26 protein-coding genes are annotated in these 24,457 nt (G+C 69.0%); 10 read left to right on the top strand and 16 right to left on the bottom strand.

What is annotated here, in order from left to right:
• Nucleotides 1-6: 6 nt before the first annotated feature.
• The 3 genes from GVO57_RS03665 to GVO57_RS03655 all read right to left on the bottom strand — a co-directional run bounded on the left by GVO57_RS03665 (nt 7) and on the right by GVO57_RS03655 (nt 2,012).
• Nucleotides 7-1,095 carry an RluA family pseudouridine synthase gene (locus tag GVO57_RS03665; RefSeq protein ID WP_160591939.1) on the bottom strand — a complete coding sequence of 363 codons (1,089 nt, stop codon included), beginning with the start codon at nt 1,093-1,095 and terminating at the stop codon, nt 7-9.
• Nucleotides 1,092-1,475 (bottom strand): fluoride efflux transporter CrcB, encoded by a 384-nt coding sequence (gene crcB / locus GVO57_RS03660; RefSeq protein ID WP_160591937.1) that lies wholly within the window; start codon nt 1,473-1,475, stop codon nt 1,092-1,094. Before crcB ends, GVO57_RS03665 begins: the two co-directional genes overlap by 4 nt.
• 84 nt (nt 1,476-1,559) lie before the next feature.
• Entirely contained in the window at nt 1,560-2,012 is a 453-nt protein-coding gene (locus GVO57_RS03655; protein ID WP_160591935.1) for a peptidylprolyl isomerase, read from the bottom strand.
• 122 nt (nt 2,013-2,134) lie between these two features.
• Between GVO57_RS03655 and mgtE the strand changes: the two genes are divergently transcribed.
• Entirely contained in the window at nt 2,135-3,532 is a 1,398-nt protein-coding gene (gene mgtE / locus GVO57_RS03650; RefSeq protein WP_160591933.1) for a magnesium transporter, read from the top strand.
• Nucleotides 3,533-3,534: 2 nt separating this feature from the next.
• Nucleotides 3,535-3,927 carry a DUF1489 family protein gene (locus GVO57_RS03645; RefSeq protein WP_160591931.1) on the top strand — a complete coding sequence of 131 codons (393 nt, stop codon included), beginning with the start codon at nt 3,535-3,537 and terminating at the stop codon, nt 3,925-3,927.
• On the opposite strand, the gene GVO57_RS03640 is transcribed toward GVO57_RS03645, so the two are convergent.
• The 5 genes from GVO57_RS03640 to GVO57_RS03620 all read right to left on the bottom strand — a co-directional run bounded on the left by GVO57_RS03640 (nt 3,919) and on the right by GVO57_RS03620 (nt 8,867).
• On the bottom strand, nt 3,919-4,611 hold the full coding sequence (locus GVO57_RS03640; RefSeq protein WP_160591929.1) for a GIN domain-containing protein: 693 nt from the start codon (nt 4,609-4,611) through the stop codon (nt 3,919-3,921). The two genes, GVO57_RS03645 and GVO57_RS03640, sit on opposite strands and share 9 nt — an antisense overlap.
• Nucleotides 4,612-4,857: 246 nt before the next feature.
• Entirely contained in the window at nt 4,858-5,397 is a 540-nt protein-coding gene (locus GVO57_RS03635; RefSeq protein WP_160591927.1) for a CarD family transcriptional regulator, read from the bottom strand.
• 291 nt (nt 5,398-5,688) lie between these two features.
• Nucleotides 5,689-6,027, bottom strand: coding sequence for a ferredoxin FdxA (gene fdxA / locus GVO57_RS03630; RefSeq protein ID WP_160591925.1), 339 nt, complete (start codon nt 6,025-6,027; stop codon nt 5,689-5,691).
• Between the two features lie 33 nt (nt 6,028-6,060).
• Nucleotides 6,061-6,363, bottom strand: coding sequence for an RNA-binding S4 domain-containing protein (locus GVO57_RS03625; protein ID WP_160591923.1), 303 nt, complete (start codon nt 6,361-6,363; stop codon nt 6,061-6,063).
• Nucleotides 6,360-8,867, bottom strand: coding sequence for a helicase-related protein (locus tag GVO57_RS03620; RefSeq protein ID WP_160591921.1), 2,508 nt, complete (start codon nt 8,865-8,867; stop codon nt 6,360-6,362). The genes GVO57_RS03625 and GVO57_RS03620 overlap by 4 nt, the downstream gene beginning before the upstream one ends.
• A 204-nt stretch (nt 8,868-9,071) precedes the next feature.
• Here GVO57_RS03620 and GVO57_RS03615 point away from each other — a divergent pair, with 204 nt between their 5' ends.
• The 4 genes from GVO57_RS03615 to rarD all read left to right on the top strand — a co-directional run bounded on the left by GVO57_RS03615 (nt 9,072) and on the right by rarD (nt 13,331).
• The gene (locus tag GVO57_RS03615) at nt 9,072-10,712 is read left to right on the top strand and encodes a M23 family metallopeptidase (RefSeq protein ID WP_233281458.1); all 1,641 of its coding nucleotides are present in this window, start codon (nt 9,072-9,074) and stop codon (nt 10,710-10,712) included.
• Between the two features lie 375 nt (nt 10,713-11,087).
• On the top strand, nt 11,088-12,221 hold the full coding sequence (locus GVO57_RS03610; protein WP_160591916.1) for a GNAT family N-acetyltransferase: 1,134 nt from the start codon (nt 11,088-11,090) through the stop codon (nt 12,219-12,221).
• A 10-nt stretch (nt 12,222-12,231) separates the two neighbouring features.
• Nucleotides 12,232-12,453, top strand: a complete 222-nt coding sequence (locus tag GVO57_RS03605) for a hypothetical protein (protein WP_160591914.1) — start codon at nt 12,232-12,234, stop codon at nt 12,451-12,453.
• On the top strand, nt 12,450-13,331 hold the full coding sequence (rarD, locus tag GVO57_RS03600; protein WP_160591911.1) for an EamA family transporter RarD: 882 nt from the start codon (nt 12,450-12,452) through the stop codon (nt 13,329-13,331). The genes GVO57_RS03605 and rarD overlap by 4 nt, the downstream gene beginning before the upstream one ends.
• A gap of 12 nt (nt 13,332-13,343) precedes the next feature.
• On the opposite strand, the gene GVO57_RS03595 is transcribed toward rarD, so the two are convergent.
• From GVO57_RS03595 to GVO57_RS03575, 5 genes are all read right to left on the bottom strand, one after another.
• Complete coding sequence (locus tag GVO57_RS03595; RefSeq protein WP_160591909.1) at nt 13,344-13,871, bottom strand: hypothetical protein; 528 nt, start codon at nt 13,869-13,871, stop codon at nt 13,344-13,346.
• A 59-nt stretch (nt 13,872-13,930) separates the two neighbouring features.
• Entirely contained in the window at nt 13,931-14,659 is a 729-nt protein-coding gene (locus tag GVO57_RS03590; protein WP_160591907.1) for a DUF4893 domain-containing protein, read from the bottom strand.
• A 207-nt stretch (nt 14,660-14,866) separates the two neighbouring features.
• Nucleotides 14,867-15,304: a DUF1330 domain-containing protein gene (locus GVO57_RS03585; RefSeq protein ID WP_160593807.1), complete on the bottom strand. Its 438-nt coding sequence runs from the start codon at nt 15,302-15,304 to the stop codon at nt 14,867-14,869.
• A 91-nt stretch (nt 15,305-15,395) separates the two neighbouring features.
• Nucleotides 15,396-16,448: a ribonucleotide-diphosphate reductase subunit beta gene (locus GVO57_RS03580; protein WP_160591905.1), complete on the bottom strand. Its 1,053-nt coding sequence runs from the start codon at nt 16,446-16,448 to the stop codon at nt 15,396-15,398.
• Nucleotides 16,449-16,497: 49 nt separating this feature from the next.
• On the bottom strand, nt 16,498-16,701 hold the full coding sequence (locus GVO57_RS03575; RefSeq protein WP_233281457.1) for a hypothetical protein: 204 nt from the start codon (nt 16,699-16,701) through the stop codon (nt 16,498-16,500).
• A 74-nt stretch (nt 16,702-16,775) separates the two neighbouring features.
• On the opposite strand from GVO57_RS03575, the gene GVO57_RS03570 reads away from it, so the two are divergent.
• A complete protein-coding gene (locus GVO57_RS03570; protein ID WP_160591901.1) occupies nt 16,776-17,042 on the top strand; it encodes a DUF2171 domain-containing protein in 267 nt (88 codons plus the stop codon).
• Between the two features lie 76 nt (nt 17,043-17,118).
• On the opposite strand, the gene GVO57_RS03565 is transcribed toward GVO57_RS03570, so the two are convergent.
• Together GVO57_RS03565 and GVO57_RS03560 are read right to left on the bottom strand one after the other, a co-directional pair.
• Nucleotides 17,119-17,445, bottom strand: coding sequence for a hypothetical protein (locus GVO57_RS03565; RefSeq protein WP_233281456.1), 327 nt, complete (start codon nt 17,443-17,445; stop codon nt 17,119-17,121).
• On the bottom strand, nt 17,427-19,319 hold the full coding sequence (locus GVO57_RS03560) for a ribonucleoside-diphosphate reductase subunit alpha (RefSeq protein WP_160593805.1): 1,893 nt from the start codon (nt 19,317-19,319) through the stop codon (nt 17,427-17,429). The genes GVO57_RS03565 and GVO57_RS03560 overlap by 19 nt, the downstream gene beginning before the upstream one ends.
• A 459-nt stretch (nt 19,320-19,778) precedes the next feature.
• Here GVO57_RS03560 and GVO57_RS03555 point away from each other — a divergent pair, with 459 nt between their 5' ends.
• Nucleotides 19,779-21,299 (top strand): fumarate hydratase, encoded by a 1,521-nt coding sequence (locus GVO57_RS03555; RefSeq protein ID WP_160591899.1) that lies wholly within the window; start codon nt 19,779-19,781, stop codon nt 21,297-21,299.
• Between the two features lie 63 nt (nt 21,300-21,362).
• Here the strand turns inward: GVO57_RS03555 and GVO57_RS03550 are convergent, their stop codons facing one another.
• Nucleotides 21,363-22,352 (bottom strand): P-loop NTPase, encoded by a 990-nt coding sequence (locus tag GVO57_RS03550; RefSeq protein ID WP_160591897.1) that lies wholly within the window; start codon nt 22,350-22,352, stop codon nt 21,363-21,365.
• 73 nt (nt 22,353-22,425) lie between these two features.
• On the opposite strand from GVO57_RS03550, the gene hflK reads away from it, so the two are divergent.
• Both hflK and hflC read left to right on the top strand, forming a co-directional pair.
• Nucleotides 22,426-23,529 carry an FtsH protease activity modulator HflK gene (gene hflK, locus GVO57_RS03545; RefSeq protein ID WP_201752682.1) on the top strand — a complete coding sequence of 368 codons (1,104 nt, stop codon included), beginning with the start codon at nt 22,426-22,428 and terminating at the stop codon, nt 23,527-23,529.
• Nucleotides 23,526-24,392 (top strand): protease modulator HflC, encoded by an 867-nt coding sequence (gene hflC, locus GVO57_RS03540; RefSeq protein ID WP_233281455.1) that lies wholly within the window; start codon nt 23,526-23,528, stop codon nt 24,390-24,392. The genes hflK and hflC overlap by 4 nt, the downstream gene beginning before the upstream one ends.
• Nucleotides 24,393-24,457: the final 65 nt, after the last annotated feature.

Raw genomic sequence — 24,457 nt, 5'->3', positions numbered from 1 at the left:
AGCCGGTCAGCCCCGCCCGCGCCCGCGCCTTTCGCCGCGCCTTGCCCGGCGACGGTCGCGCGCGGCGGCAGTCGCCGCACGGCGGCGCGCATCCGGCGCATCGGCGGCGCGCGGCTCATCGAGCGGCAGGTCGCCATCGGCGGGATCAAAGCCCAAAGTCGCCAGGCTGGCGGCGAAATGATCGGGCAGCTCGGCGGTCACGTCGATACGCCCGCCATCGGGATGGTCGATGCGGATGCGCCGGGCGTGGAGATGCAGCTTGCGGCTGATCCCGCCGCTCAGAAACGCGTCCTGGCCGCCATATTTGCCATCGCCGATGATCGGATGGCCGATCGCCGCCATATGGACGCGCAGCTGATGGGTGCGGCCGGTATAGGGCTGCAGCTCGACCCAGGCGGCGCGGTTGCCCGCCCGGTCGATCACCCGGTAACGGGTGCGCGCCGGGCTGCCTTCCTTGTCATCGACATGCATCTTTTCGCCGCCGGTGCCCGGCTGCTTGGCGATCGGCAGTTCGATTATGCCGTCATCGATCGACGGCACGCCCGCGACGATCGCCCAATAGACCTTGCGCGCGGTGCGGCTGGAAAAGCTCTTGGCGAACCAGGCCGCCGAACGCGCGGTGCGCGCGATCAGCAACGCGCCCGACGTGTCCTTGTCGAGCCGGTGGACGAGCTTGGGCCGCCCCTCCGCCTCATATTGCAGCGCATCGAGCAGGCCATCGACATGCTCATGCGTCTTGGTGCCGCCCTGGGTGGCAAGGCCCGGCGGCTTGGCGATGACGATCGCCTGCGCGTCCTTGTGGATCACAAGGTCGCGGGCAAAGGCGATCTGATCGTCGCTGAGCGGCGGGCGCGCGCGCTTCGGGCGCAGCTTTTCGGGCTGGGGCGGCTCGGCCGGCGGGACGCGGATCGCCTGCCCCTGTTCGATCCGGTCGCCCGGCGTCGCCCGCTTGCCGTCGACGCGCAGCTGGCCGGTGCGCGCCCAGCGCGACACCTGCGCAAAGCTGACATCGGGCAGATGGCGCTTGAACCAGCGGTCGAGGCGGATGCCGTCGTCATCGGGCCCGACGGTGAAGCTTCTGACCTCGCCCGTCATGCCGGCTGTCCGAGACGCAGGCCAAGCCACAGCGCGGCGAGCGCACCGACCACCGATGCCGCGACATAGGCGGCGGCCCAGCCGAATGCGCCGCGTTCGATCAGCATGACCGTTTCAAGGCTGAACGCCGAAAAGGTGGTGAAGCCGCCGAGCAGCCCGACGCCGAGGAACAGCCGCCAACCTTCGCTCAGACCGCTCTCACCCAGCCCGCGCGCGGCGAGTGCTGCCACCAGCCCCATGGCGAGCGCGCCGGTGACGTTGACGATGAGCGTGCCCCAGGGCAGCCCGGACCAGAAAACGCGCGCCGCCCAGCCGCCCAGCTGGAAACGGGCGGCTGCGCCCAGCGCACCGCCGATCATGACGAGGAAGAGGGAGTTCATGCCCCGCCCTTAGCGCATGCGCCGGCAAAGGGGGAGAGGCGCAGGCGCGCCTCTCCGATGCGGGGCATTCGACCCGAGGCGCGATCAGGAAATGACCGCCTTCAGGATCTTGCCCGGCTGACGCGGCGGCTCGCCCTTGGGCAGCGCGTCGACATGTTCCATGCCTTCGATCACCTGGCCCCAGACCGTATATTGCCGGTCAAGGAAGGTCGCATCGTCAAAGCAGATGAAGAACTGGCTGTTGGCGCTGTGCGGATCGTTGGTGCGCGCCATCGAGCAGACGCCGCGAACATGCGGCTCGCCGTTGAACTCGGCCTTCAGGTTGGGCTTGTCCGATCCGCCCATGCCGGTGCCGCTCGGGTCGCCGCCCTGCGCCATGAAGCCCGGAATGACGCGGTGGAACACCACGCCGTCGTAAAAGCCTTCCTGCGCCAGTTCGGTGATGCGCGCGACATGGCCGGGTGCCAGGTCAGGGCGCAGCCGGATGACGACATCGCCGCCGGTATCGAGCGTGAAGGTGAGCGTGTCTCCGGCCATGGTAACTCCTCCAGATTGGCAGACCCCGCCCATATCGGGCGAAGGCCGGGCTGGAAAGCTTGCCTTTTCGCGGCCCTGCGCCTTAAGCCCCTCACGCCATCACGCGATCGGAGGGGCCGGCGATGAACGAGACCGAACTCGGCAGCATCGATGCGACCGGCCAGCTCGACGCCGATGACCGGCTGAAGCCCGAATTCGTCCGTTCGGTCATCGACCGGGTCGAGGCGGGCGATGCCGATGGCGCGCGCGCGCTGGTCCAGCCGCTGCACCCGGCCGATATCGCCGATCTGTTCGAACTGGCGCCGGCCGAATGGCGTCCGTCGCTTGCCGCCGCGATCACCGACCTGCTCGACGGCGACGTGTTCGCGGAAATGAACGACTATGTCCGCGAAGAGCTGATCGACGCGCTCGAGCCGGCACAGGTCGCCGACATCGCATCGGAACTCGATACCGACGATGCGGTCGCGATCATCGAGGACATGGAACCGGACGACCAGCGCGAAGTGCTGCGCGCGATGGAGCCGGACGACCGCGCGGCGATCGAGGAGGCGCTGTCCTACCCCGAGGAATCAGCCGGGCGGCTGATGCAGCGCGACCTGATCGCCGTGCCCGAACACTGGTCGGTCGGCGACGTCATCGACTATCTGCGCGGCAACGAGGATCTGACCACCGATTTCTGGGAAATCTTCGTCGTCGATCCGGCGCACCGGCCGGCGGGCACCTGCCAGCTCAGCTGGATCCTGCGCACGCCGCGCAACGTGGCGATCAGTGACGTCATGAAGCGCGAACAGACGCTGATCGCCGTCGACATGGATCAGGAGGAAGTGGCGCTGCGCTTCCAGAAATATGCGCTGATCTCCGCCGCCGTGGTCGATGGCGCGGGGCGGCTGGTGGGCATGATCACCGTCGACGACATCGTCCACATCATCCAGCAGGAAGCGGGCGAGGACATTCTGAAGCTGTCGGGCGCGGGCGAAGGCGACATCAACGAGCCGGTGGTCGAAAGCTATAAGAGCCGGGTGCGCTGGCTGATCGCCAATCTGGCGACCGCGCTGCTGGCCTCGACCGTCATCAGCCTGTTCGAAGGGACGATCGAGCGGATGGTCGCGCTCGCCACGCTGATGCCGATCGTCGCGGGCGTGGGCGGCAATGCCGGCACCCAGACCATGGCCGTCACCGTGCGCGCGCTGGCGACCAACCAGCTGACCCGGTCCAACACCTGGCGGTCGATCGCGCGCGAGATCCGGGTCGCGGTGCTCAATGGCGGCACCGTGGCGGCGGTGATCGGGCTGGGCGTGTCGCTGGTGTTCGCCAATCCGCAGCTGGGGCTGGTGATTGCAGCCGCGATGCTGACCAACATCATCGTCGCGGGCATGGCCGGCGTGCTGGTGCCGCTGACGCTCGACCGGCTGCAGCAGGATCCGGCGGTCGCATCGTCGGTATTCGTGACGATGCTGACCGATTCGATGGGCTTTTTCGCCTTTCTCGGGCTGGCGACGGCGGCGGGGCTGGCGGGCTGACGATGCTGCATCTGACCAAGGTCGCGGTCGGCGCGCCCTCGCTCGACGCGCTGTGCGCGGCGATGGCGGCGCGGACGATGGGGGGCGAGGTGTTCGTCACCACCCGCAACCGCCCGACCCGCCATGCCGAGCTGATCGGCGGGTCGATCTACTGGATCATCAAGCACCGGCTGGTCGCGCGCCAGACGATCATCGGCTTTGGCGACGATGCCGGGCGCTGCGCGATCCGGCTCGATCCGCGCGTCGTGCCGGTGCGCGCCCAGCCGCGCCGCGCGCATCAGGGCTGGCGCTATCTGGCCGCCGCCGACGCCCCGGCCGATTTCACCGGCGTCGACGCCGATGCCGCCCTGCCCGAAGCGCTGCTGCGCGAACTGGCCGAACTCGCGCTAATCTGATCCGCAGCGCACCGGCCCCGCGCCGGTCTGCGCAACGGTGCAGGCCGCCCCGCCGCCGATCTCCACCGGCCCCAGCCCCGATGCCGTCACCCGCGCGCTGCGCGTGGCCGACAGGGCGACGGCCCCGGCGCTCTGGCTGGTGACGACCAGATCGACGACCTGCAGCCCGGCGGCGCGGATGTCGGCGGCACCGCGCGCCAGCACATTTGCCATGCGCGCGCGCCCGGCGGCCTCGATCCGTCCCGCGCCGGAAATGCCCATCACGAGCGTGTCGGTCTCGAGCGTCCCGACGCTCAGCCCGCCACTGCCTTCGACCGTCAGCACCAGCCGCGCGCCGCGCATCCGGTCGATCGCCAGCCTGCCGCTGCCGAGCAGGATCGCGGTCGAGAGTTCGGGGGTGGTGAGGGTGAGCGCGATGGGCCCCGAATCGCCCCGCGGCGCGCCGCCCCAGGCCGGGCCGGCGCGGACCAGCAGGGTCCGCCCCTCGACGCGCAGCTGCACCCGGTCGAGCGCCTGCGGGCTGCCGGACGCCCGCGCCGATACCGGCCTGCCGGTTGCCAGCGTGATGGCGAACGGGCCTTCGACACGGATCCGGTCGAAACTGGTGATGCTGTAGCCGCGCTCGGCCGCAGCCGCGGGGCTGGCGGCGAAACACAGCAGCGCGGCAGGCAGCAAGGCCCGCACCGGTGACCGACACCGCGTGGCCAGATCGCCAATATGTCGCCGCAATCCGCCCGGCATCCGCCTCTCCCGCCCGGGAGCGGCTGTCGCCGCTCCAGCTTTTTTCCAGTCCCGCTGTCGGGACCGCATAGCCGGCGCAGCGGCGGCGCGACAGGCGGCACCGGATCATGCCGGGTCCGGACATGGAAAGGGCGGCCCTTCCAGCCGGAGGACCGCCCCTTGCATGCGAACCAAAAAGGACCGGCCGGGTTATTCGCCGGCGCTGTCCTTGGCCTTGTTGTAGATCGCCGCCGCCTTGTTCAGGATCTCGAGCAGCTTCTTCATCGCGCTCGGCTCGTCGGTCTGCTCCATCGCCGCGAGTTCGCGGGCGAGGCGGCTGGCCGCGGCTTCGAAAATCTGGCGCTCGGAATAGCTCTGCTCGGGCTGGTCGTCGGCGCGGAACAGGTCGCGCACCACCTCGGCGATCGACACCAGATCGCCCGAGTTGATCTTGGCTTCATATTCCTGGGCGCGGCGCGACCACATGGTGCGCTTGACCTTGGGCTTGCCCTTGAGCGTATCGAGCGCTTCGCGCAGCGTCTTGTCCGACGACAGCTTGCGCATGCCCACGCTCTCGGCCTTGTTGGTCGGCACGCGCAGGGTCATCCGCTCCTTTTCGAAGCGCAGCACGTAAAGTTCGAGGCTCGCCCCCGCGATTTCCTGCCGCTGCAGCTCGATCACCCGACCGACGCCATGCTTGGGATACACAACATAATCGCCAACATCGAAGCTGAGCGCCTTGGCAGCCATGCTATACCTTTCTGTCATCAATCGGGCCGCGCCGCTGGCCGGGAATGCGCCCGATCACAGGTTTCGGGCGCGGACAACCGGAGCAGCACGGACGTTCGGAGAGATAGGGTCCTTTCCGCAGTGCGCCGGGTTCAGCGCACGGAAGAATGACTCCGGCCCACAGCCGGCGGCATCCACTTAACAGATTCGCAATAAAATTGCCAGCCCGTCTCTCGGACACCGGGGTCAAGCGGATCAGGATCGGAAATGGCGGCGATCAGCGCGAATCGCCGCGCGTTCCGAACGGACCGCTCAGTCGCCCTGGCCGGGCTCCGGCGAGAAATACTTCTCATACTTGCCCTCGACGCCCTTGAACTCGTCGGCATCGTCCGGCGCGCCGCGGTTGCGGGTCACGTTCGGCCACTGGGCGGAGAAGGTGGCGTTCAGCTCCAGCCATTTTTCGAGGCCGTTTTCGGTGTCGGGCAGGATGGCCTCGGCAGGGCATTCGGGTTCGCACACGCCGCAGTCGATGCACTCGCTGGGATTGATCACCAGCATGTTCTCGCCTTCGTAGAAACAATCGACCGGGCAGACCTCGACGCAGTCCATATATTTGCAGCGAATGCAGGCGTCGGTGACGACGTAGGTCATAGAGCTCCCCTGATGCGGATTCGGCTCCCTGCGCTATGTCGGCGGCTCGCGTCCGTCAACCGCATCGCCGATCTCGACGTAGCAGAGCGCCGCCTCCGCCGCCGGCCCGCGGCGCGCGGGCAGCGCCAAGATACGGATCACCCGCACCCGCCCGTGCAGGGCAAAGGTCAGCACATCGCCGACGCGCACCGCCAGATGGGCACGGTCGACCAGGCGGCCGCCCAGCCGCATCCGCCCCTCGGCGCACAGCAGCTGCGCGGCCGCCCGCGTCTTGGTCAGCCGCGCAAACCACAGATATTTGTCGAGCCGGAGCGACTCCGCGCCCGGTGACGTCATGGCAGCAGGCCAGCCAGTGCCGCGAACGGGCTGTCGGGCCGCGCGGCGCGCGTGCCGGCCGCCGCGCGCCGCGGACGGCCCTGCCAGCGCCAGGCAGGCGGCGATTCGCCGCCCCCGGCTGCGGCGACCGGACGGAAACCGAGCTGGGTCATCAGCCGGGCAAACGCCGCCGGGACAAGGCCGAGCGACACGCCAAGCGCGGGATCGGGAACGACCGGCGCGCCCGGCCGGCGCGCATCATGGACAGTGCGGGCGATGCGTTCGGCCATGTCGACGCGCAGCGCCTGCGGGCCGAGCGCGCGGAAGCCCGGCGGCGGCGTGCCCCCTGACAAGGCGATCACGACCGCGCCCGGCGGGGCGAGCGCCGGCATCGGGGCCTGCTGCCTGACCGCGAGCAGTGCGGCGCACCAGCGTGCCGCCTCGGGCTTCAGCAGCGGGGCGACGAACAGGTCGAGCGCGCCGATGGTGACGCCCGCCGCGCGCAGCCGCGACCGCGCGCCCCGGTCAAGTGCGGCGATGACCGGATCGAGCGGCGCGCGTGCGCACAGTCCCCCCGCCTCCGCCAGCGGGGCGAGCAGCGCGCGCAGGCCAGCGGGGGTCGCCATGTCGGTCGCGGCGGCGGCGATCCGGCGCAGCGGCCCCAGATGCCGGGCGGTCTGCCCGTCCAGCCAGCGGTCGAGCCGGGCAAGGATCAGGTCGCGGCTGGCCGGATCGAGCGCGGCGGCCGCGCGGTCGAGCACCAGCCTCGGCCGCAACAGCTCGCGCGTCGCCGCCAGCCCGGCGACCGGACGCCCCTGCCAGCACAGCAGCGGCGCGGCCCCGGCTTCGGTCGCCAGCGCAAAATCGGCATCGGGGCTGTCGGCCAGCGCGCGGGCGCGGCGCGCCCGTTCCCCGGCCAGCCGCCGGTCCGCCGCCGCGATCAGGCGCCGGGCATCGGCATGGCGCGCGCCGGGCAGCGGGGTGAAGGTGAACCCGTCGAGCCGGCCGATCGGCTCGTCATCGACGCGCACCTCGCCATCATCGCCGATCCCGACCGGCAGCTCGGCCAGCCCGGCGCCGATTTCGCGCAACAGCACGCTGGTGCGCCGGTCGACGAAACGCTGGGTGAGCGCGGCGTGGAGCGCATCGGACAGGCGCTCCTCGATCGCCCGTGTGCGTTCGGCCCAGTGCAGCGGATCGGCCAGCCAGTCGGGCCGATGGGCGATATAGGCCCAGCTGCGGATCGCCGCGATCCGGTCGGCGAGTGCATCGACATCGCCGGCCACGCGGTCGAGCCGCGCGATTTCATCGGCGAACCATTGATGGGGCACATGCCCCTCGCTCAGATGGGCAAAGATGCGGCCGACGAACCGGGCATGATGCTCGGCCCCGGTCTTGCGGAAATCGGGCAGGCCGCAGGCGGCCCAGAGCCGCCGGACCATCGCCGGCGTGCGCACCCGCGCGCGCACCCAGTCCTCGCCCGCCAGCCGCCTGAGCACCGCCAGATCGACCGCCTCGGGCGCGGCGCGCAGCTGCGGCGCGGTCGGGCGCGCGTCGAGAGCGGCGAGCAGCGCATCAAGGCTCGACAGATCAGGCGCGCCGTCGCGCCAGTACAGGCTTTCGAGCGGGGGAAAGACATGCGCCTCGATCGCCTCGATCTCCTCGGGCGCAAACGCGCCCGGCCCGTCTTCGGCCCCCAGCGTCCCGAACGTGCCATCGCGCTGGTGGCGGCCCGCCCGGCCGGCGATCTGCGCCATTTCGGCGATGGTCAGCCGCCGCGCGCGCCGCCCGTCATATTTGCGCAGCGAGGCGAAGGCGACATGGGCGACATCCATGTTCAGCCCCATGCCGATCGCGTCGGTCGCGACCAGATAATCGACCTCGCCGGCCTGGAACATCGCCACCTGGGCGTTGCGCGTGCGCGGGCTGAGCGCGCCCATCACCACCGCCGCCCCGCCGCGCAGCCGCCGGATCGTCTCGGCGACCGCATAGACCTCCTCGGCCGAAAAGGCGACGATGGCCGAGCGGCGCGGCAGCCGGGTCAGTTTCTTCGCCCCGGCATAGCTGAGCGTCGAAAAGCGCGGCCGGCCGACAATCTCGGTATCGGGCAGCAGCGCGCGGATCATCGGCCGCAACGCCTCTGACCCCAGGATCAGCGTTTCCTCCCGCCCGCGCGCGCGCAGCAGCCGGTCGGTGAACACATGGCCGCGTTCGGGATCGGCACCCAGCTGCGCCTCGTCGAGCGCGACAAAGGCGACATCGCGGTCGAGCGGCATCGATTCGGCGGTGCACAGGAACCAGCGCGCGCCGGGCGGCACGATGCGTTCCTCGCCGGTGATCAGCGCGACCTGCTCCGCCCCCTTGATCGCGACCACCCGGTCATAGACCTCGCGCGCCAGCAGGCGGAGCGGAAAGCCGATCATCCCGCTTGAATGCGCGCACATGCGCTCGACCGCGAGGTGCGTCTTGCCGGTGTTGGTCGGACCGAGAATGGCGGCCACGGGCGAGGACGCGAAACGGCTCATGGGCTGACAGATCGGGGCTTTGGCGGCCAAAGGCAATGGCCCGCCGCCCCCCGTCCGCGGCTGCCGCGCCACCGTCCGCCGCCCCGGCCGGGCGGCTCGCCGCTTGCATGGTCTGCGGAGCGGCGCGTTAGTTTGACATTAACCCCCGGCTTTCACAGGGACGTAAGCGATGCCGCCGGCGCAATGCCGCGGCGCGCAGGGGGCGTGGATTTGTATCAACGCGGCGACCAGTTTGCGGGACCGGCCGGCGGCACGGCGGCGCTCGCGCTCGACGCGCCCGGCCTTGCCCGACCCACAGCGCATGGCGGCATTCCCCCGCGCAACACCGGACCGTTCACCGCCGCCCCGTTCACCGCCACCCGGCTGCGCGGGGCAGGACCGGGCGGGGCAGGACCAGGTGGGGCACAGGGCGCGTTCGACCGCTTTGGCGGGCGCTTTGCCGATCTCGACCTGGCCCCGGATCTGGGCGCGCGCATCGGCTCGGCCGAATGGTGGCGCGGGCTGGCGACGCTCGGCGCGCTGCTCGGCGCGGCATGGCTGCTGTCGCCCGGCGGGCTGCGTCCCCTGCCCGGCCCGGTGCCGGCACTGCCCGATGACGCGAGCCTGGCCGCCGGGCGCGCCCAGGCGATCGCGCCGCTCGCCTGGGGGGCGGACAGCGGCAGCCGGATGGCGGCGACCGATCTTGTCCGTCCACTCGCCGAAACCCCCGAACGCCCGGTCATCGAACTGACGGCAACCGTCGGCGCGGGCGACGGCTTTCGCCGCGCGCTCGCGCGCGCAGGCGTGGGGCGCGAGGATCTGGCGACCGTCACCCGGCTGATCGGCGACGCTGTGCCGGCGGGCGACATCCGCCCCGGCACGCGGATCGACATCCGGCTGGGGCGGCGGCCCGACAAAAGGGTGGCCCGCCCGCTGGACGCGCTGGCGTTCCGCGCCCGGTTCGACCTGCGGCTGGAAGTGACGCGCGGCGACACCGGCCTGACGCTCACCCGCGTGCCGATCGCGGTCGACCGCACGCCGCTGCGCATTACGGGCGTGGTCGGATCGAGCCTCTATCGCGCCGCGCGCGCGGCCGGCGCACCGGCGCGCGCGGTCGAGACCTATCTGCGCGCGGTGGCGACCAAGATGTCGGTCGGCGAAATCGGCAGCGATGCGCGGTTCGACCTGATCATCGCCCAGCAGCGCGCCGCGACCGGCGAGGTCGAGCTGGGCGAGCTGCTCTATGCCGGGCTGTCGCAGGGGCGGCGGCGCGTGCAGCTGCTCAAATGGACGGTCGATGGCCGCGACCAGTGGTTCGAGGCATCGGGCGTCGGCGAACGGCGCGGCGCGCTCGCGCGGCCGGTCAGCGGGCGGCAGACCTCGGGCTTCGGCATGCGGCTGCACCCGCTGCTCGGCTATAACCGCTTCCATCGCGGCATCGATTTCGGCGCGCCGCACGGTGCGCCCGTCTATGCGGTGACCGATGGCCGCGTCGCCTTTGCCGGGCGGTCGGGCGGGCATGGCAATCATGTCCGGCTGAACCATGATGGCGGGCTGGGCAGCGGCTATTCGCATCTGAGCCGCATCGCCGTGCGCCCGGGCCAGCCGGTGCGGCGCGGGCAGGTGATCGGCTATGTCGGCTCGACCGGCCTGTCGACCGGCCCGCATCTGCATTTCGAGGTCTATCGCCAGGGCCAGGCGATCGATCCGCGCAAGGTCAGCTTTACCAGCACCGCGCTGCTGGCGGGGGCGGAGCTGCGCGCCTTCCGCGCCCGGCTGGCGGGGCTGATGGCGGTGCGCCCCGGTGCGCCGCCGGCCTTTGCCAAAGCGCCTGCCGGATCGGGCGGCGGCAAGGCGGCCGAATAACCGCCATTTGATCATCGTCAATGCGCGCCGCACCCGGTGCGCGATGATCGGGGCCATCCGCCAGGGAGGCCCATCATGACCCATTTCATCGCCAGCCAGTTTCCCCTGATCGCCGCCGGCATCGCCGGGCTGTTCATGCTCGTGCTGATGGGCGCAAGCATCGAGGACGCGCTGTCGCGGCGGTGATGCCGGCCGGGCGGCGGCGAGTCGCCCGGCTCTGTCGGCCCCGCCGCCCGTCCCGATCACCCGTTTCCCAGCCCGGGATGCTTTGGCAATCACCCGGGCCGGCGGCGGACAGGATCGCGGCGGGTCGCGGGGCTTCCGGTGCGCGCGCGCGCCCTGTAAGGGTGGCCGCATGCCGGAGCCTTGCCTGTCATGACGGACCGCACGGCGCGGATCGCAGATGGCGTCGCCGCCATCGATCCCGATCAGTGGAATGGCTGTGCCGGGCCGGACAATCCGTTCGTCAGCCATGATTTCCTGTCGATTCTGGAAGAATCGGGCAGCGCGACGGCGCAGGCCGGCTGGCAGCCGGTGCCGATCCTGATCGACGGGGCGGACGGGCGGCTGGCCGGGGCTGCCCCCGCCTATCTGAAAAGCCACAGCCAGGGCGAATATGTGTTCGATCATGGCTGGGCCGATGCCTATCAGCGCGCCGGCGGCCGCTATTACCCGAAGCTGCAGATCGCCAGCCCCTTCTCGCCCGTGCCCGGCCCGCGGCTGCTGCTGCGCGACCCCGGTGTGGCCGCCGATCTGATCGCGGCGATCGAGGCGGTGACCGTGCAGAACGGCCTGTCCTCTGCCCATGCGACCTTCGTTGCGCCCGCACAGCTGCCGCTGTTCGAGGCGGCGGGCTGGCTGATCCGCACCGACAGCCAGTTCCACTGGCAGAATCAGGGCTATGCCGGGTTTGAGGATTTTCTGTCGGCACTCGCCGCGCGCAAGCGCAAGGCGATCCGCAAGGAACGCGCGGCGGCGGTCGCGGGGCTGGAGATCCGCCATCTGACCGGTGCGGAACTGACCGAGGCGGTGTGGGACGATTTCTGGGCCTTTTACCAGGACACCGGCGCACGCAAATGGGGCCGCCCCTATCTGACGCGGCGTTTCTTTTCCCTGCTGGGCGAGCGGATGGGCGACCGGGTGCTGCTGATCCTCGCGCTGCGCGGCGGGCGGCCGATTGCCGGCGCGCTCAACCTGATCGGCACGACGACGCTTTACGGCCGCTATTGGGGCGCGACCGAGGACGTGCCGTTCCTGCATTTCGAGCTGTGCTATTATCAGGCGATCGACGCCGCGATCGCGCGCGGGCTGGCGGTGGTCGAGGCCGGGGCGCAGGGCGCGCACAAGCTGGCGCGCGGCTATGTGCCGGTGCCGACCTATTCGGCGCATTTCATTCCCGATCGCGGCTTTCGCGCCGCGATTGCCGATTTCCTCGCCCGCGAACGCGCGGCGGTGGCCGAGGATATGGCGGCGATGGGCGAACTGGCGCCGTTCCGGCGCGACTGCTAGGCAGGCACAGATGCTCAACATCCTGTCCCTGTTCATCGGCTTTTTGGCGCTGGTGCCCGCGATCTTCGCGTTCGTGCCGTTCCTTGGCTGGGCCTATTGGATGATCCTGCCGGTCGCGGTGCTCGGGCTGGCGCTCGGCGTGGTGTCCAGCCGCAACGAGGGGCGCAACCTCAATCTGGTGGTGATCCTGGTCGGGCTGGCCCGGCTGGTCCTTGGCGGCGGCGTGATTTGAGCGGCGGTGCGGCGGCCCGGCGCGGCATCGCGCTGGGGCTGGGGGCCTATTTCTGGTGGGGATTCCTGCCGCTTTACTTCAAGCTGTTTCCCGGCGTCGATCCGGGGGAGATTGTCGCGCAGCGGATCATCTGGTCGGTGGTGCTGCTGGCGGCGATGATCGCGCTGCTCGGGCGCACGGCAAAGCTGCGCGCGGCGCTCGGCGATCCGCGCGCGCGGATCGTGCTGCTGGCAAGCGCGGCGCTGATCGCGCTCAACTGGCTGGTCTATGTCTGGGCGGTCAGCCGCGCCCATGTGCTGGAAACCAGCCTTGGCTATTTCCTCAACCCGCTGGTCAATGTCGTGCTGGGGATGGCGGTGCTCAAGGAAAGGCTGGGGCGCGCGCAGGGCATCGCCGTGCTGCTGGCGGCGGTCGGCGTCACCATCCTTGCCGCCAGCGCGGCGGCCGGGCTGTGGATCAGCCTGACGCTGGCGTTCAGCTTTTCGCTCTACGGGCTGCTGCGCAAGATCGCGCCGGTCGAATCGCTTGAAGGGCTGATGATCGAAACGCTGATCCTGTGCCCGGCGGCCTTTGCCTGGCTGGCGGTGCTGGATGCCGGCGGCGGCCTCGCCTTTGGGCGGGAGGTCGGCGAAAGCGTGCTGCTGGCGCTGGGCGGGCTGGTGACGGCGGCCCCGCTGCTGCTGTTCGCGGCGGCGGCACGGCTGCTGCCCTATTCGACGCTCGGCCTGCTGCAATATCTGGCCCCCACCATCCAGTTCCTGCTGGCGGTGCTGGTGTTCGGGGAGCCGCTGCGCCCGGCCCATATGCTGTGTTTCGGGCTGATCTGGACCGGGCTTGCGATCTTTGCCGCCGACGGGCTGCGGCGGTCGCGATCATGAAGCGGGCGCGGGTCAGCGTTTCACAAAGCTGATCTCGCCGCGGCTGCGCCCCGGCCCGGCATCGGCAAAGCGCATCTCCACCTGCTCGCCCTCCGGTCCCGTGCCGGCAAGCGTCATCGCCTCGCCGGCAAGGGCAAAGCCCGCCACCTTCCCCTGTTCGACGAACCAGCCACGCACGCGTGCCGCATCGGCGGGAGCGGTGAAGGCGATAATGGCGCGCTTTTCCCCCGATTCGGCCGGGGCCTTGCTGATGTCGATGCGTTCGACCTCGGTGCCGGGATAAGGCTTCATCCCCGCCAGATCGAGATCCTTGGCCTTCACCTTGAGCCCCGGCAGGTCGACATTGGCCTTGAACCCCGGCACGGCGATGGCAACGCCCCCGCCCTTGGCCGAGGTATCGGCCCTGGCCCCGCCGCCCGACACGGTGATCGCGGTGCCATTGCCCCCCTCAGCCCCCGAACCGCAGGCGGCAAGGACAGGCAGCAGCGCGACGAGCGCCCCGGCAGGCAGGAGGAAGGAAGGCACGCGGATCGCAGTCATCGTCTGGGCGTCCTTGGTGTGTTATTTGTCCAATACAGTGCCGCGGTCCCACCGGGCTGTCAATGCGGGGCGGCAGGACGCATCGCCGGGCCGGGCGGCGGCACGGGCACCAGCTCATAGACGTGCAGCGCGATCCCCGGCGCCGGATAGGGCATGGCAAGCCGCCAGCGGAACGGGCCAACCCGCTCGACCAGCCCGGCAAGATCGCCTGCGGGATTTTCGGCATAAGCGGGGGTTGCGACCGTGGCGGGGCCGGACCGGGCGACCGCCCCGAGGAAGACCAGCCGCGTCGGCCGGTCAGGCCAGAGCCGCCCGGCCGGGCGGCTGCTTCCGGTCTGCTTGACGAGGGTAAGCAGCTCCCCCTCCGCCTCGACATAACAGTCCCATGGCCGGAAGGCGGCGAAGCCCGGCTGGGGCCCTCGCGCCGCGCCGCCCGCCGCGCCGGCCGCAAGCGCGACGAGGCGACAGCGATAGGGCCCGGGTGGCGGATCGGGCCGGGGCAGGGCGGCGGCGGGATCGAGCAGCGCGCCTTCGGCGCGGATCGCGGCGGCAAAGCGCCGCCCGGCCACCGCCAGCCCGTCGGTCCAGGCGGCATCGATGCGGGCAAGGCGCAGCCGGTCGGCAGCGGTGATGACGACGCGCCAGTCGAGCGGAACCGGATCGTCGATCATCTGCACCAGCGGCGGGGTCTGCGTGGCCGGTGCCCCACGCCCGCCCGGACCGGGACGGGGTGCAGCACAGCCGGCGAACAGCGCGGCGATGAGCAGGACGGGGACGGGACGCGCCAAGTGCGCGGTCGGGGCATCGCCCGGCAAGGGTGCATCCGCTGATCGCAAATCCGGCCGCATCGACGCTTCCTCCGCGCGCAGGCCCCGCAGCAACGAGCGTCGCCGCACCTGCCTTGCCGAAAGGCTGACAGCGATGGTGAACCTGTCCTTAGAGCAGTTTCAGGCCGGGCGCGGTTGGCGGCGGGGGGCGGGGGGCGGGGCGGCCCCTCAGGCGAAGCTGTCGGTCGGTCCTGCGTCGTTAACGGCCATGCGGATCAGCCGTGACGTCATGACGGCGGCCTGGCGGTGGACGACGGCCAGGCGGTAGGCAGGGTCGGTCACCATGGCGAGAAAGGCCGATGCGGTCGGATAGCGGGCGATGAACGCGGCGTCCCAGCGTTCGTCCGCCGGGCCGATCAGCACCAGCTCGGGGCGGCCCGACCACAATATGGTGCCGCCGACGCCGCGAAACACCGGGCCGCTCTCTGCCCCGTAAAGACGATAGGCCTCCGCCCCCGACAGGGTGTCGCCGGCCCGCGCATGACCGGCCGGATATTCGGCCCGGTCGCGGAAGCGGAGCAGATTGAGCATCGCCACCGGCACATCGCGCGGCAAGGCCTTGAACGCCTCAAATGCTGCACGTTCGGGATCGACATGCGCATCCATCACGACCACCCCTGCCGTTGGTGACTGCCCCGCCTGCCCCATAAGGTCCGCGCGGCGCGCCCCTGATGGGGCAGGCACCGCGCGTTGCGCCTTACTCCGCCGCCACGCCGGCGCGGGCGAACATGTCCTCGCCGGCGGCGTCTTCATTGGCCGGCGCGGCGAGCTTTGCGGCCTTGCGGCGATCAAAGCTGTCCCAGACCTCGTTCCAGTTGCCGCGCGTCGCGGCCTTGGAATATTCGGTGGCGCGGGTTTCAAAGAAGTTCGCATGCTCGACGCCGTTCAGCAGCGGGGCGAGCCAGGGCAGCGGGTGTTCGTCGATCATGTAAACCGGCGCAAAGCCCAGCTGGCCCAGCCGCCAATCGGCGATGTAGCGGATATACTTCTTGATTTCCTTGGGCGTCATGCCGGGCACCGGGCCCATTTCGAACGCCAGATCGATGAACGCGTCTTCGAGCCGGACGGTCTTCTGGCACACGTCGATGATTTCTTCCTTCACCGACTTGGTCAGGCAGTCGCGTTCCTTCACAAAAGCGTGGAACAGGCGGACAATGCCTTCGCAGTGCAGGCTTTCGTCGCGCACCGACCAGCTGACGATCTGACCCATGCCCTTCATCTTGTTGAAGCGCGGGAAGTTCATCAACATGGCGAAGCTGGCGAACAGCTGCAGCCCTTCGGTGAAGCCGCCGAACATGGCGAGCGTCTTGGCGATATCCTCGTCGGTATCGACGCCGAAGGTCGACAGATAGTCATGCTTGTCCTTCATCTCCTTATACTGGAGGAAGGCGCTGTATTCGCTCTCCGGCATGCCGATGGTGTCGAGCAGGTGCGAATAGGCGGCGATGTGCACCGTTTCCATATTGGAAAAGGCGGTCAGCATCATCTTCACTTCGGTCGGCTTGAACACCCGGCCATATTTGTCGTGATAACAGTCCTGCACCTCAACATCCGCCTGGGTGAAGAAGCGGAAGATCTGGGTGAGCAGATTGCGTTCATGCTGGGTCAGCTTCTGCGCCCAGTCGCGGCAATCCTCGCCCAGCGGCACTTCCTCGGGCATCCAGTGGATCTGCTGCTGGCGCTTCCAATATTCGAACGCCCAGGGGTATTCGAACGGCTTGTAGGACTTGGAGGCGGAAAGAAGCGGCATCGCGGTTACTCCGAGGCAAAAAGGGTGGAAGGGGCAAAGGCCACGCGCATCACGCCGCCCGCCCCTGCATCTGAACAAATCCGACCGCCATCAGGCCCAGCCCGACAGCGAAAAGAAACAGCCCGAGGCCGCGCAGCAGCCCCTGGGCGCGCGCCATCGGCACCTCGATCCGCCCGAGCCGACGGGCGCGGGCAAGGTTGAGGCTGCCAAAGGCAAAGAAGATCGCGGCCAGCGCGAACCACATGCCGTTCACGTCACGCCCCCGGAACATCCCTTACCGACAGCGCGTTTGCGGCCGTTAGGCTCGCAGGCTGAGGAGGACGTGACATGAGCAAGCATCACGACATTCGCGAGGACATGGAAGTCATCAGCGCCGACGGCGCCCATGTCGGCACCGTGGACGAGATCAGCCATCACCGCATCAAGCTGAAAAAGCGCGATGGCGGGCATCCGGCAATCGGCGGCGGCAGCCATGACGGGCATCATCATTACCTGTCCCTCGGGCTGGTCGCCGAGGTCGAGGGCGACAGGGTGCGCCTGACCGTCAGCAGCGAGAATGTGTCGGGCTTTCTGGAAGAAAAGCACGAAGTCTGAACCGACTGGGCCTGAACCGACTGGGTCTGACCGGATTGGGCCCGAACGGGCCGCGACCGGACGGGGCGGCGGGGCATCAGTCCTGCCCCCCGTGCCTGGCCGAACGGCGCGAGCGGCTTCCGAACCATGAACCGCCGCCCAGCACGGTGATGCCGACGAAATAGCCGAAATCATACCAGCCGCCGCGGTTGGGCACGGCGTAGATGGCGACATCGGCATCGAACAGCGACACGATCCAGGCGAACGGAAAGATGAAGCCGTGCCACACCCCGGCGACAAAGCCGGGCGCGCCGGGCGCGGTCGCCGCCGGCACCGCGCGCGCACAGGCCGCAAGCCCCAGCGCCAGCCCGAAGGCCAGCGCTGCGCGCGCCGCGCCAGCCCCGTTTACTGGCAGGCCAGACATTCGTCATAATCCGTCGACGGGCCGAGATCGAATGTGGGTTTTTCGATCGTGTTGTCGGCCTCCACGCCGCCGGCAAAGCCCGCGCGCTGGACGGATTTGGAGCGCAGATAATAAAGCGATTTGATGCCCAGTTCCCACGCCCGGTAGTGGAGCATCAGCAGATCCCATTTCTCGACATCGGCCGGGATGAACAGGTTGAGCGAGGCCGACTGGTCGATATAGGGTGTGCGGTCCGCCGCCAGCTCGAGCAGCCAGCGCTGGTCGATCTCGAAGCTGGTCTTGTAGCAATCCTTTTCCTCCTGCGAGAGGAAATCGAGATGCTGGACCGAGCCGCCCTTTTCGAGGATCGAGTTCCAGACCGCGTCGGAGTTCTTCGACTTTTCGATCAGCAGCTTTTCCAGATAGGGATTGCGGACCACAAAGCTGCCCGACAGCGTCTTGTGGGTATAGATATTGGCCGGGATCGGCTCGATACAGGCCGAGGTGCCGCCGCAGATGATCGAGATCGACGCCGTGGGCGCGATCGCCATCTTGCACGAAAACCGCTCCATCACGCCGCGCTCGGCGGCATCCGGGCACGGGCCGCGCTCGGTCGCGAGCAGCATCGACGCCTCATCCGCCTTGGCGCGGATGTGCTTGAACATCTTGAGGTTCCAGCTCTTGGCCATCGCGCTTTCAAACGGGATGCCGCGCGCCTGCAGGAAGGAGTGGAAACCCATCACCCCAAGGCCCACCGAACGCTCGCGCCCGGCCGAATATTTCGCCCGCGCCATCTCGTCCGGCGCGCGCTCGATATAGTCGGTCAGCACATTGTCGAGGAAGCGCATCACATCCTCGATGAACTGCTTGTCGCCGTTCCATTCGTCCCAGGTTTCCAGGTTCAGCGACGACAGGCAGCACACCGCCGTGCGGTCATTGCCCAGATGGTCGCGCCCGGTGGGCAGGGTGATTTCCGAACACAGGTTCGACGTCGACACCTTGAGGCCCAGCTCGCGGTGGTGGCGCGGCATCGCCTGGTTCACATGGTCGGAGAAGACGATGTACGGCTCGCCGGTCGCCAGCCGGGTCTCGACCAGCTTCTGGAACAGGCTGCGCGCATCGACCTTGGCCCGCACCGACCCGTCCTTGGGGCTCTTCAGCTCCCATTCCGCGCCCTCGCGCACCGCGACCATGAACGCATCGGGGATCAGCACGCCGTGATGCAGGTTGAGCGCCTTGCGGTTGAAGTCGCCCGACGGCTTGCGGATCTCGAGGAACTCCTCGATCTCGGGGTGCGAGATGTCGAGATAGCAGGCAGCCGAGCCGCGGCGCAGCGACCCCTGGCTGATCGCCAGCGTCAGCGAATCCATCACGCGCACGAACGGGATGATGCCGCTGGTCTTGCCGTTGAGGCCGACCGGCTCGCCAATGCCGCGCACCGAACCCCAATAGGTGCCGATGCCGCCCCCGCGCGAGGCCAGCCAGACATTCTCGTTCCAGGTGTTGACGATGCCTTCCAGGCTGTCGTCGACCGAGTTCAGATAGCAGCTGATCGGCAGGCCGCGCCCCGTGCCGCCATTGGACAGCACCGGCGTCGCCGGCATGAACCACAGGCGCGAGATATAATCGTAGAGCCGCTGCGCATGGCCGGCATCATCGGCATAGGCCGAGGCGACACGCACGAACAGGTCCTGATAGCTTTCGCCCGGCAGCAGATAACGGTCGTTCAGCGTTTCCTTGCCGAAATCGGTGAGCAGTGCGTCGCGGCCATGATCGACCTCGACCGGAAAGGGCCGGGGGCGCACCTCATGGCTGCCGGACCCGTTTGCGACCATTGCGGGCGCCTCGATCGTCGTCGCGCTCACATCCGCCTCCTGCGTGTCCCTGAAATCCATCATCCGCGCCTTTTGTTCCTGATACGTTCGATTCGAACAAGTCACCTTGTGGTAACACCGGATGCCCGATCGCGGGTGCGGCTTTTTCAGCCTGTCCCCATGATCCACAGGGCGCGCGACATCCCGTGCACGAATTGGTCATTCGCGCCCGAAATACCAGTGCTTGTGCTTGCCCCCGCCGTTACCGCAACAGATTGTGCCATGCTGTGAGGCCGCGCAAGATGGTAATTGCGCAATCAAGCACACGGTTCGTCGCTCGCCGGATTCGTTTCGTCGCACCCGTCACGGAGCGTCCAGACGCACCGACAAACCCCGCGTCCAGCCCGCTGGACACCCGCCCGCCCCGCCCGTCACAATGGCTGCCGCAGATCAGCGCGCACCGCGCCGGGGTGGTTCCATCGCCCGGAAAATCCCTCTAGGCGGGCAGGACATTTTCCGTCTCCAGAGGATCCGCGTCCCATGACGACCATCATCCGCGAAGCCGACCTGATCGACAGCGTCGCCGATGCCCTGCAGTATATCTCCTACTATCACCCGATGGATTATATCCGCGCGCTCGGTGCCGCTTACGAGGCCGAACAGTCGCCGGCGGCCAAGGACGCGATCGCGCAGATCCTGACCAACAGCCGCATGTGCGCCGAGGGGCATCGCCCGATCTGCCAGGACACCGGCATCGTCACCGTGTTCGTCAAATGGGGCCAGAACTGCCGGCTGGAGTCGGACCGGTCGCTGCAGGAGGTGATCGACGAGGGCGTGCGCCGCGCCTATCTGCACCCGGAGAACCGGCTGCGCGCCTCGATCCTGCGCGATCCCGCCTTTTCCCGCGTCAACACGCGCGACAACACGCCGTCGGTGCTGCATGTCGAAATGGTGCCGGGCCATCATGTCCATGTGACGGTCGCGGCCAAGGGCGGCGGCTCGGAAAACAAGTCCAAGTTCAAGATGCTGAACCCGTCCGATTCGATCGTCGACTGGGTGCTCGAAATGGTGCCGCAGATGGGCGCGGGCTGGTGCCCGCCGGGGATGCTGGGGATCGGCATCGGCGGCACCGCCGAAAAGGCGATGCTGCTCGCCAAGGAATCGCTGATGGGCGATATCGACATGGCGCAGCTCAAGGCGCGCGGCCCGGCCAGCAAGCTGGAAGAACTGCGCATCGAGATCTTCGACAAGGTCAATGCGCTCGGCATCGGCGCGCAGGGCCTGGGCGGGCTGGCGACGATCCTCGATGTGAAGATCCTCGACTGGCCGACCCATGCCGCATCGAAGCCGGTGGCGATGATCCCCAACTGCGCCGCCACCCGCCACGCGCATTTTGCGCTCGACGGGTCCGGCCCCGCCTATCTCGACCCGCCGAGCCTCGATGAATGGCCCAAGGTCGAATGGACGCCCAGCAAGGAGGCGATCCGCGTCGACCTCGACACGCTGACGCCGGAGATCGTCGCCAGCTGGAAGCCGGGCGACCGGCTGCTGCTGAATGGCCGGATGCTCACCGGCCGCGATGCCGCGCACAAGCGCATCCAGGACATGCTGGCCAAGGGCGAGGAGCTGCCGGTCAGCTTCCGCGGGCGGGTCATTTATTATGTCGGTCCGGTCGATCCGGTCGGTGACGAGGTGGTCGGCCCGGCCGGCCCCACGACCGCGACGCGGATGGACAAATTCACCGGCATGATGCTCGATCAGGGGCTGCTCGCCATGGTCGGCAAGGCCGAGCGCGGCGCGGTGGCGATCGAGGCGATCAAGGGTGCCAAGGCCGCCTATCTGATGGCGGTCGGCGGGGCCGCCTATCTGGTCGCGCGCGCGATCAAGGGCGCGAAGGTCGTCGGCTTTGAAGATCTGGGCATGGAAGCGATCTACGAGTTCGACGTGAAGGACATGCCGGTCACCGTCGCCGTGGACGCGACCGGCGAAAGCGTCCACCACACCGCGCCGCTCGTCTGGCGGGAAAAGATCGCCCGCGAAGGCCTGCTCGCCGGGGCCTGAGCGGGCGGCACGCCCGGGGGATGGCGCAGCAGATCCGCCGCGCGCGGCGCGGGGACTGCGGCGTCAAACGCCCGGACGGGGCGTGCGATCCAGCCAGTCATTCACCTGCCCCGCCAGCCCGGCGAACAGCGTCGCCAGCGCATCGTCACCCGCCGCCGGGGGCTGGCCGGCGTCGGATGCGGTGCGGAGCGCGATGTCGAGCGGGATGCGCCCTAGAAAGCCGATGCCAAGCCGCGCCGCCGCCGCCTCGGCCCCGCCCTGGCCGAACGGGTCGCTGCCCTTGCCGCAATGCGGGCAGAGATAGCCGGCCATATTCTCGACCAGCCCGATCACCGGCACATTGGCCTGATTGAACAGATCGATCGCGCGGGTGGCGTCGATCAGCGCCAGATCCTGCGGCGTCGACACGATCACCGCGCCCGCCGGCCGCCATTTGCTGATCATCGACAGCTGCACATCGCCGGTGCCCGGCGGCAGATCGACGACCAGCAGCTCGACATCGCCCCAGGCGGAGTCGATCAGCTGGCCGAGCGCGCTTGCCGCCATCGGGCCGCGCCAGGCCAGCGCCTGGCCGGGGCGCACAAGCTGCCCCATCGACAGCACCGGGATCCCCGCCGGCGTCATCACCGGGATCAGCGTCTTGTCCTCAGCCTCGGGCCGCGTGCCTTCGACCGCCATCAGCCGGGGGACCGACGGACCATAGATATCGGCGTCAACCAGCCCGACCCGGCGGCCGGCGCGCGCCAGCGCGACCGCGAGATTGGCCGCCAGCGTCGATTTGCCGACCCCGCCCTTGCCGCTGCCGACGGCAATGATGCGGCGGTCGACCCGTTCGCTGGTCATCGCCACGCGCACCTCGGCGACGCCCGGCACCGCGCGCAGCGCAGCGGTCGCGGCCTCGGCCATACCGTCGCGGCCCGCCGCGCTCAGGCCGGTCACGTCGAGGATCAGGCTGACCCGCCCCTGATGAATGCGCGGGGCGGCGGCGCGGCTGCCGGTGATCGGGGCGATCGCGGCCAGCAACTGGTCGGGCGTGGGAGCGGGAATGTCCATGATCTGCCGATAAGCGACGGGGATGCGCCACGGAACACTGTTTTTCTGAAACCCGCTCCCTATAAAGGGTCACATGAGCAGGACGACGGGGTGGTTCAGGCCACGAGGCGCGATGTTGAACGATGCTGGCGGTCCCTGGGGCGGCGGGCAAGGCGGCAACAATAATGGCAGCGGCGGCAACGGGGGCGGTGACGGCGGCCCCCCGCGCAACCCGTGGAGCACGCCCCCGGGCGGTCGGCCCCGCGGACCCCGGCCCGGCGGACCCACTGCGCTGGACGAGCTGCTGCGCCGCGGGCGCGCGGGCTTTGGCCGCGGCGGGATGCCCGATTTCGGCGGACGGCCGATCTGGCTCTATGCGGTGCTCGCCCTTGCCGGGGCGTGGGTGCTGTTCACCAGCCTGCACCGCATCGGGCCGCAGGAACGCGGCGTGATCCTGAGGCTGGGCAGCTATGCCGGCACCATGGGTCCGGGCGTCAACATCAGTTTCCCGGCCCCCATCGACCGGGTGGTCAAGCAGGACATCGAGGCGATCCGCACCGTCGATATCGGCTCACCCTCCGCCGAATCGGAAAATCTGATGCTGACCGGCGACCAGAACATCGTCGATCTCGCCTATTCGGTGCGCTGGAACATCAGCGACCCGGCGCTGTTCCTGTTCCAGCTCGCAGAGCCCGAGGAAACCATCCGCGAGGTCGGCGAAAGCGCGATGCGCGCGGTGATCGGCACGGTCAATCTGAACGATGCGATCGGCTCCGGCCGCACCGCGATCGAGACCCAGGTCGCGCAGCGGATGCAGGAAATCCTGAACGATTATCGTGCCGGGGTGCGCATCCAGGGTGTCGCCATCCGCCAGGCCGATCCGCCCCAGGCGGTCAATGAAAGCTTCAAGCGCGTGTCCGCCTCGCAGCAGCAGGCGATCCGCTATCTGAACGATGCCCGCGCCTATGCGCAGCAGGTGACGGCCCGCGCCCAGGGCGAGGCGGCGTCGTTCGACAAGGTGTATGCCGAATACCGGCTGGCGCCCGACGTGACCCGCCGGCGCATGTATTACGAGACGATGGAGCAGGTTCTGTCCAAGGTCGACAAGACGATCGTCGAAGCACCGGGCGTCGTGCCCTATCTGCCGTTGCCCGAGGCCGCGCGCCGCGCCCGTCCGGTCGAGGAGCCGGCGCAGTGAACCCGGCCCTGAACTGGCGCAACCCGGCGGTGCTGGCGGTCGCGGCGATCGCCCTGCTCGTCATCCTCGCCTCGACGCTGGCCGTGGTTCCCGAAACGCGGCAGGCGGTGATCGTCCGCTTCGGCGAGCCGATCAGCATCGTCAACCGTTACCGCCCCGGCGAAAACTTCGGCACATCGGGTGCCGGCCTGATCGCGCGGCTGCCGTTCGTCGACCAGATCGTCTGGGTCGACAAGCGGGTGATGGATATCGAGATGGACCGGCAGCAGGTGCTGTCGACCGACCAGCTGCGGCTGAATGTCGATGCCTATGCGCGGTTCCGCATCATCGATCCGCTGCGCACCTACATCACTGCCGGCAATGAGCGCCGCGTCGCCGATCAGCTGCGCCCGATTCTCGGTTCGGCGCTGCGCAACGAACTGGGCAAGGTGCCGTTCGCGCGGCTGCTCAGCCCGGAACGCGGCCAGATCATGGACAATATCCAGGCCGGGCTGAACCGGGTCGCGCGCCAATATGGCGCGGAAATCGTCGATGTGCGGATCAAGCGCGCCGACCTGCCCGAGGGCACGCCGCTCGATTCGGCGTTCGAGCGGATGCGCTCGGCGCGCGAGCAGGAGGCGCTCACCATCGACGCCCAGGGCCGCAAACAGGCGCAGATCATCCGCGCCGAAGCCGATGCCGAAGCGGCACGCACCTATGCCGCCAGTTTCGGCAAGGATGCAGATTTCTATGAATTCTACCGGGCAATGCAGTCCTATCGCCAGACCTTCGGCGCCAATGGCCAGACCCCGGAAGCGGCGACAAACATCATCCTGTCGCCCGGCAATGCCTATCTGCGGGAGTTCAACGGGCGCGGCCGGTGACGTTCATGTCGATGACAAACGTCATTCAAAATCCGTTCAGCCGCCCTGTTCCACGGGGAAGAGGC

This window comes from Sphingomonas changnyeongensis (assembly GCF_009913435.1).
GTDB lineage: Bacteria > Pseudomonadota > Alphaproteobacteria > Sphingomonadales > Sphingomonadaceae > Sphingomonas_B > Sphingomonas_B changnyeongensis.
This window is presented reverse-complemented; position numbering and strand designations above follow the sequence as displayed.

Excerpts from the sequence above, each read along its gene's own strand:
- GVO57_RS03580 (WP_160591905.1), bottom strand. The coding sequence starts at position 16,448 with ATGCCGCTTCTTTCCGCCTCCAAGTCCTACAAGCCGTTCGAATACCCC.
- GVO57_RS03665 (WP_160591939.1), bottom strand. The coding sequence starts at position 1,095 with ATGACGGGCGAGGTCAGAAGCTTCACCGTCGGGCCCGATGACGACGGC.
- GVO57_RS03635 (WP_160591927.1), bottom strand. The coding sequence starts at position 5,397 with ATGGCTGCCAAGGCGCTCAGCTTCGATGTTGGCGATTATGTTGTGTAT.
- fdxA (WP_160591925.1), bottom strand. The coding sequence starts at position 6,027 with ATGACCTACGTCGTCACCGACGCCTGCATTCGCTGCAAATATATGGAC.
- GVO57_RS03565 (WP_233281456.1), bottom strand. The coding sequence starts at position 17,445 with ATGTCTGGCCTGCCAGTAAACGGGGCTGGCGCGGCGCGCGCAGCGCTG.
- GVO57_RS03625 (WP_160591923.1), bottom strand. The coding sequence starts at position 6,363 with ATGACGTCACCGGGCGCGGAGTCGCTCCGGCTCGACAAATATCTGTGG.
- GVO57_RS03610 (WP_160591916.1), top strand. The coding sequence starts at position 11,088 with ATGACGGACCGCACGGCGCGGATCGCAGATGGCGTCGCCGCCATCGAT.
- GVO57_RS03645 (WP_160591931.1), top strand. The coding sequence starts at position 3,535 with ATGCTGCATCTGACCAAGGTCGCGGTCGGCGCGCCCTCGCTCGACGCG.
- GVO57_RS03605 (WP_160591914.1), top strand. The coding sequence starts at position 12,232 with ATGCTCAACATCCTGTCCCTGTTCATCGGCTTTTTGGCGCTGGTGCCC.
- mgtE (WP_160591933.1), top strand. The coding sequence starts at position 2,135 with ATGAACGAGACCGAACTCGGCAGCATCGATGCGACCGGCCAGCTCGAC.
- hflK (WP_201752682.1), top strand. The coding sequence starts at position 22,426 with ATGAGCAGGACGACGGGGTGGTTCAGGCCACGAGGCGCGATGTTGAAC.
- GVO57_RS03555 (WP_160591899.1), top strand. The coding sequence starts at position 19,779 with ATGACGACCATCATCCGCGAAGCCGACCTGATCGACAGCGTCGCCGAT.
- GVO57_RS03550 (WP_160591897.1), bottom strand. The coding sequence starts at position 22,352 with ATGGACATTCCCGCTCCCACGCCCGACCAGTTGCTGGCCGCGATCGCC.
- crcB (WP_160591937.1), bottom strand. The coding sequence starts at position 1,475 with ATGAACTCCCTCTTCCTCGTCATGATCGGCGGTGCGCTGGGCGCAGCC.
- GVO57_RS03570 (WP_160591901.1), top strand. The coding sequence starts at position 16,776 with ATGAGCAAGCATCACGACATTCGCGAGGACATGGAAGTCATCAGCGCC.
- GVO57_RS03560 (WP_160593805.1), bottom strand. The coding sequence starts at position 19,319 with ATGGATTTCAGGGACACGCAGGAGGCGGATGTGAGCGCGACGACGATC.
- GVO57_RS03655 (WP_160591935.1), bottom strand. The coding sequence starts at position 2,012 with ATGGCCGGAGACACGCTCACCTTCACGCTCGATACCGGCGGCGATGTC.
- GVO57_RS03595 (WP_160591909.1), bottom strand. The coding sequence starts at position 13,871 with ATGACTGCGATCCGCGTGCCTTCCTTCCTCCTGCCTGCCGGGGCGCTC.
- GVO57_RS03620 (WP_160591921.1), bottom strand. The coding sequence starts at position 8,867 with ATGAGCCGTTTCGCGTCCTCGCCCGTGGCCGCCATTCTCGGTCCGACC.
- GVO57_RS03585 (WP_160593807.1), bottom strand. The coding sequence starts at position 15,304 with ATGGATGCGCATGTCGATCCCGAACGTGCAGCATTTGAGGCGTTCAAG.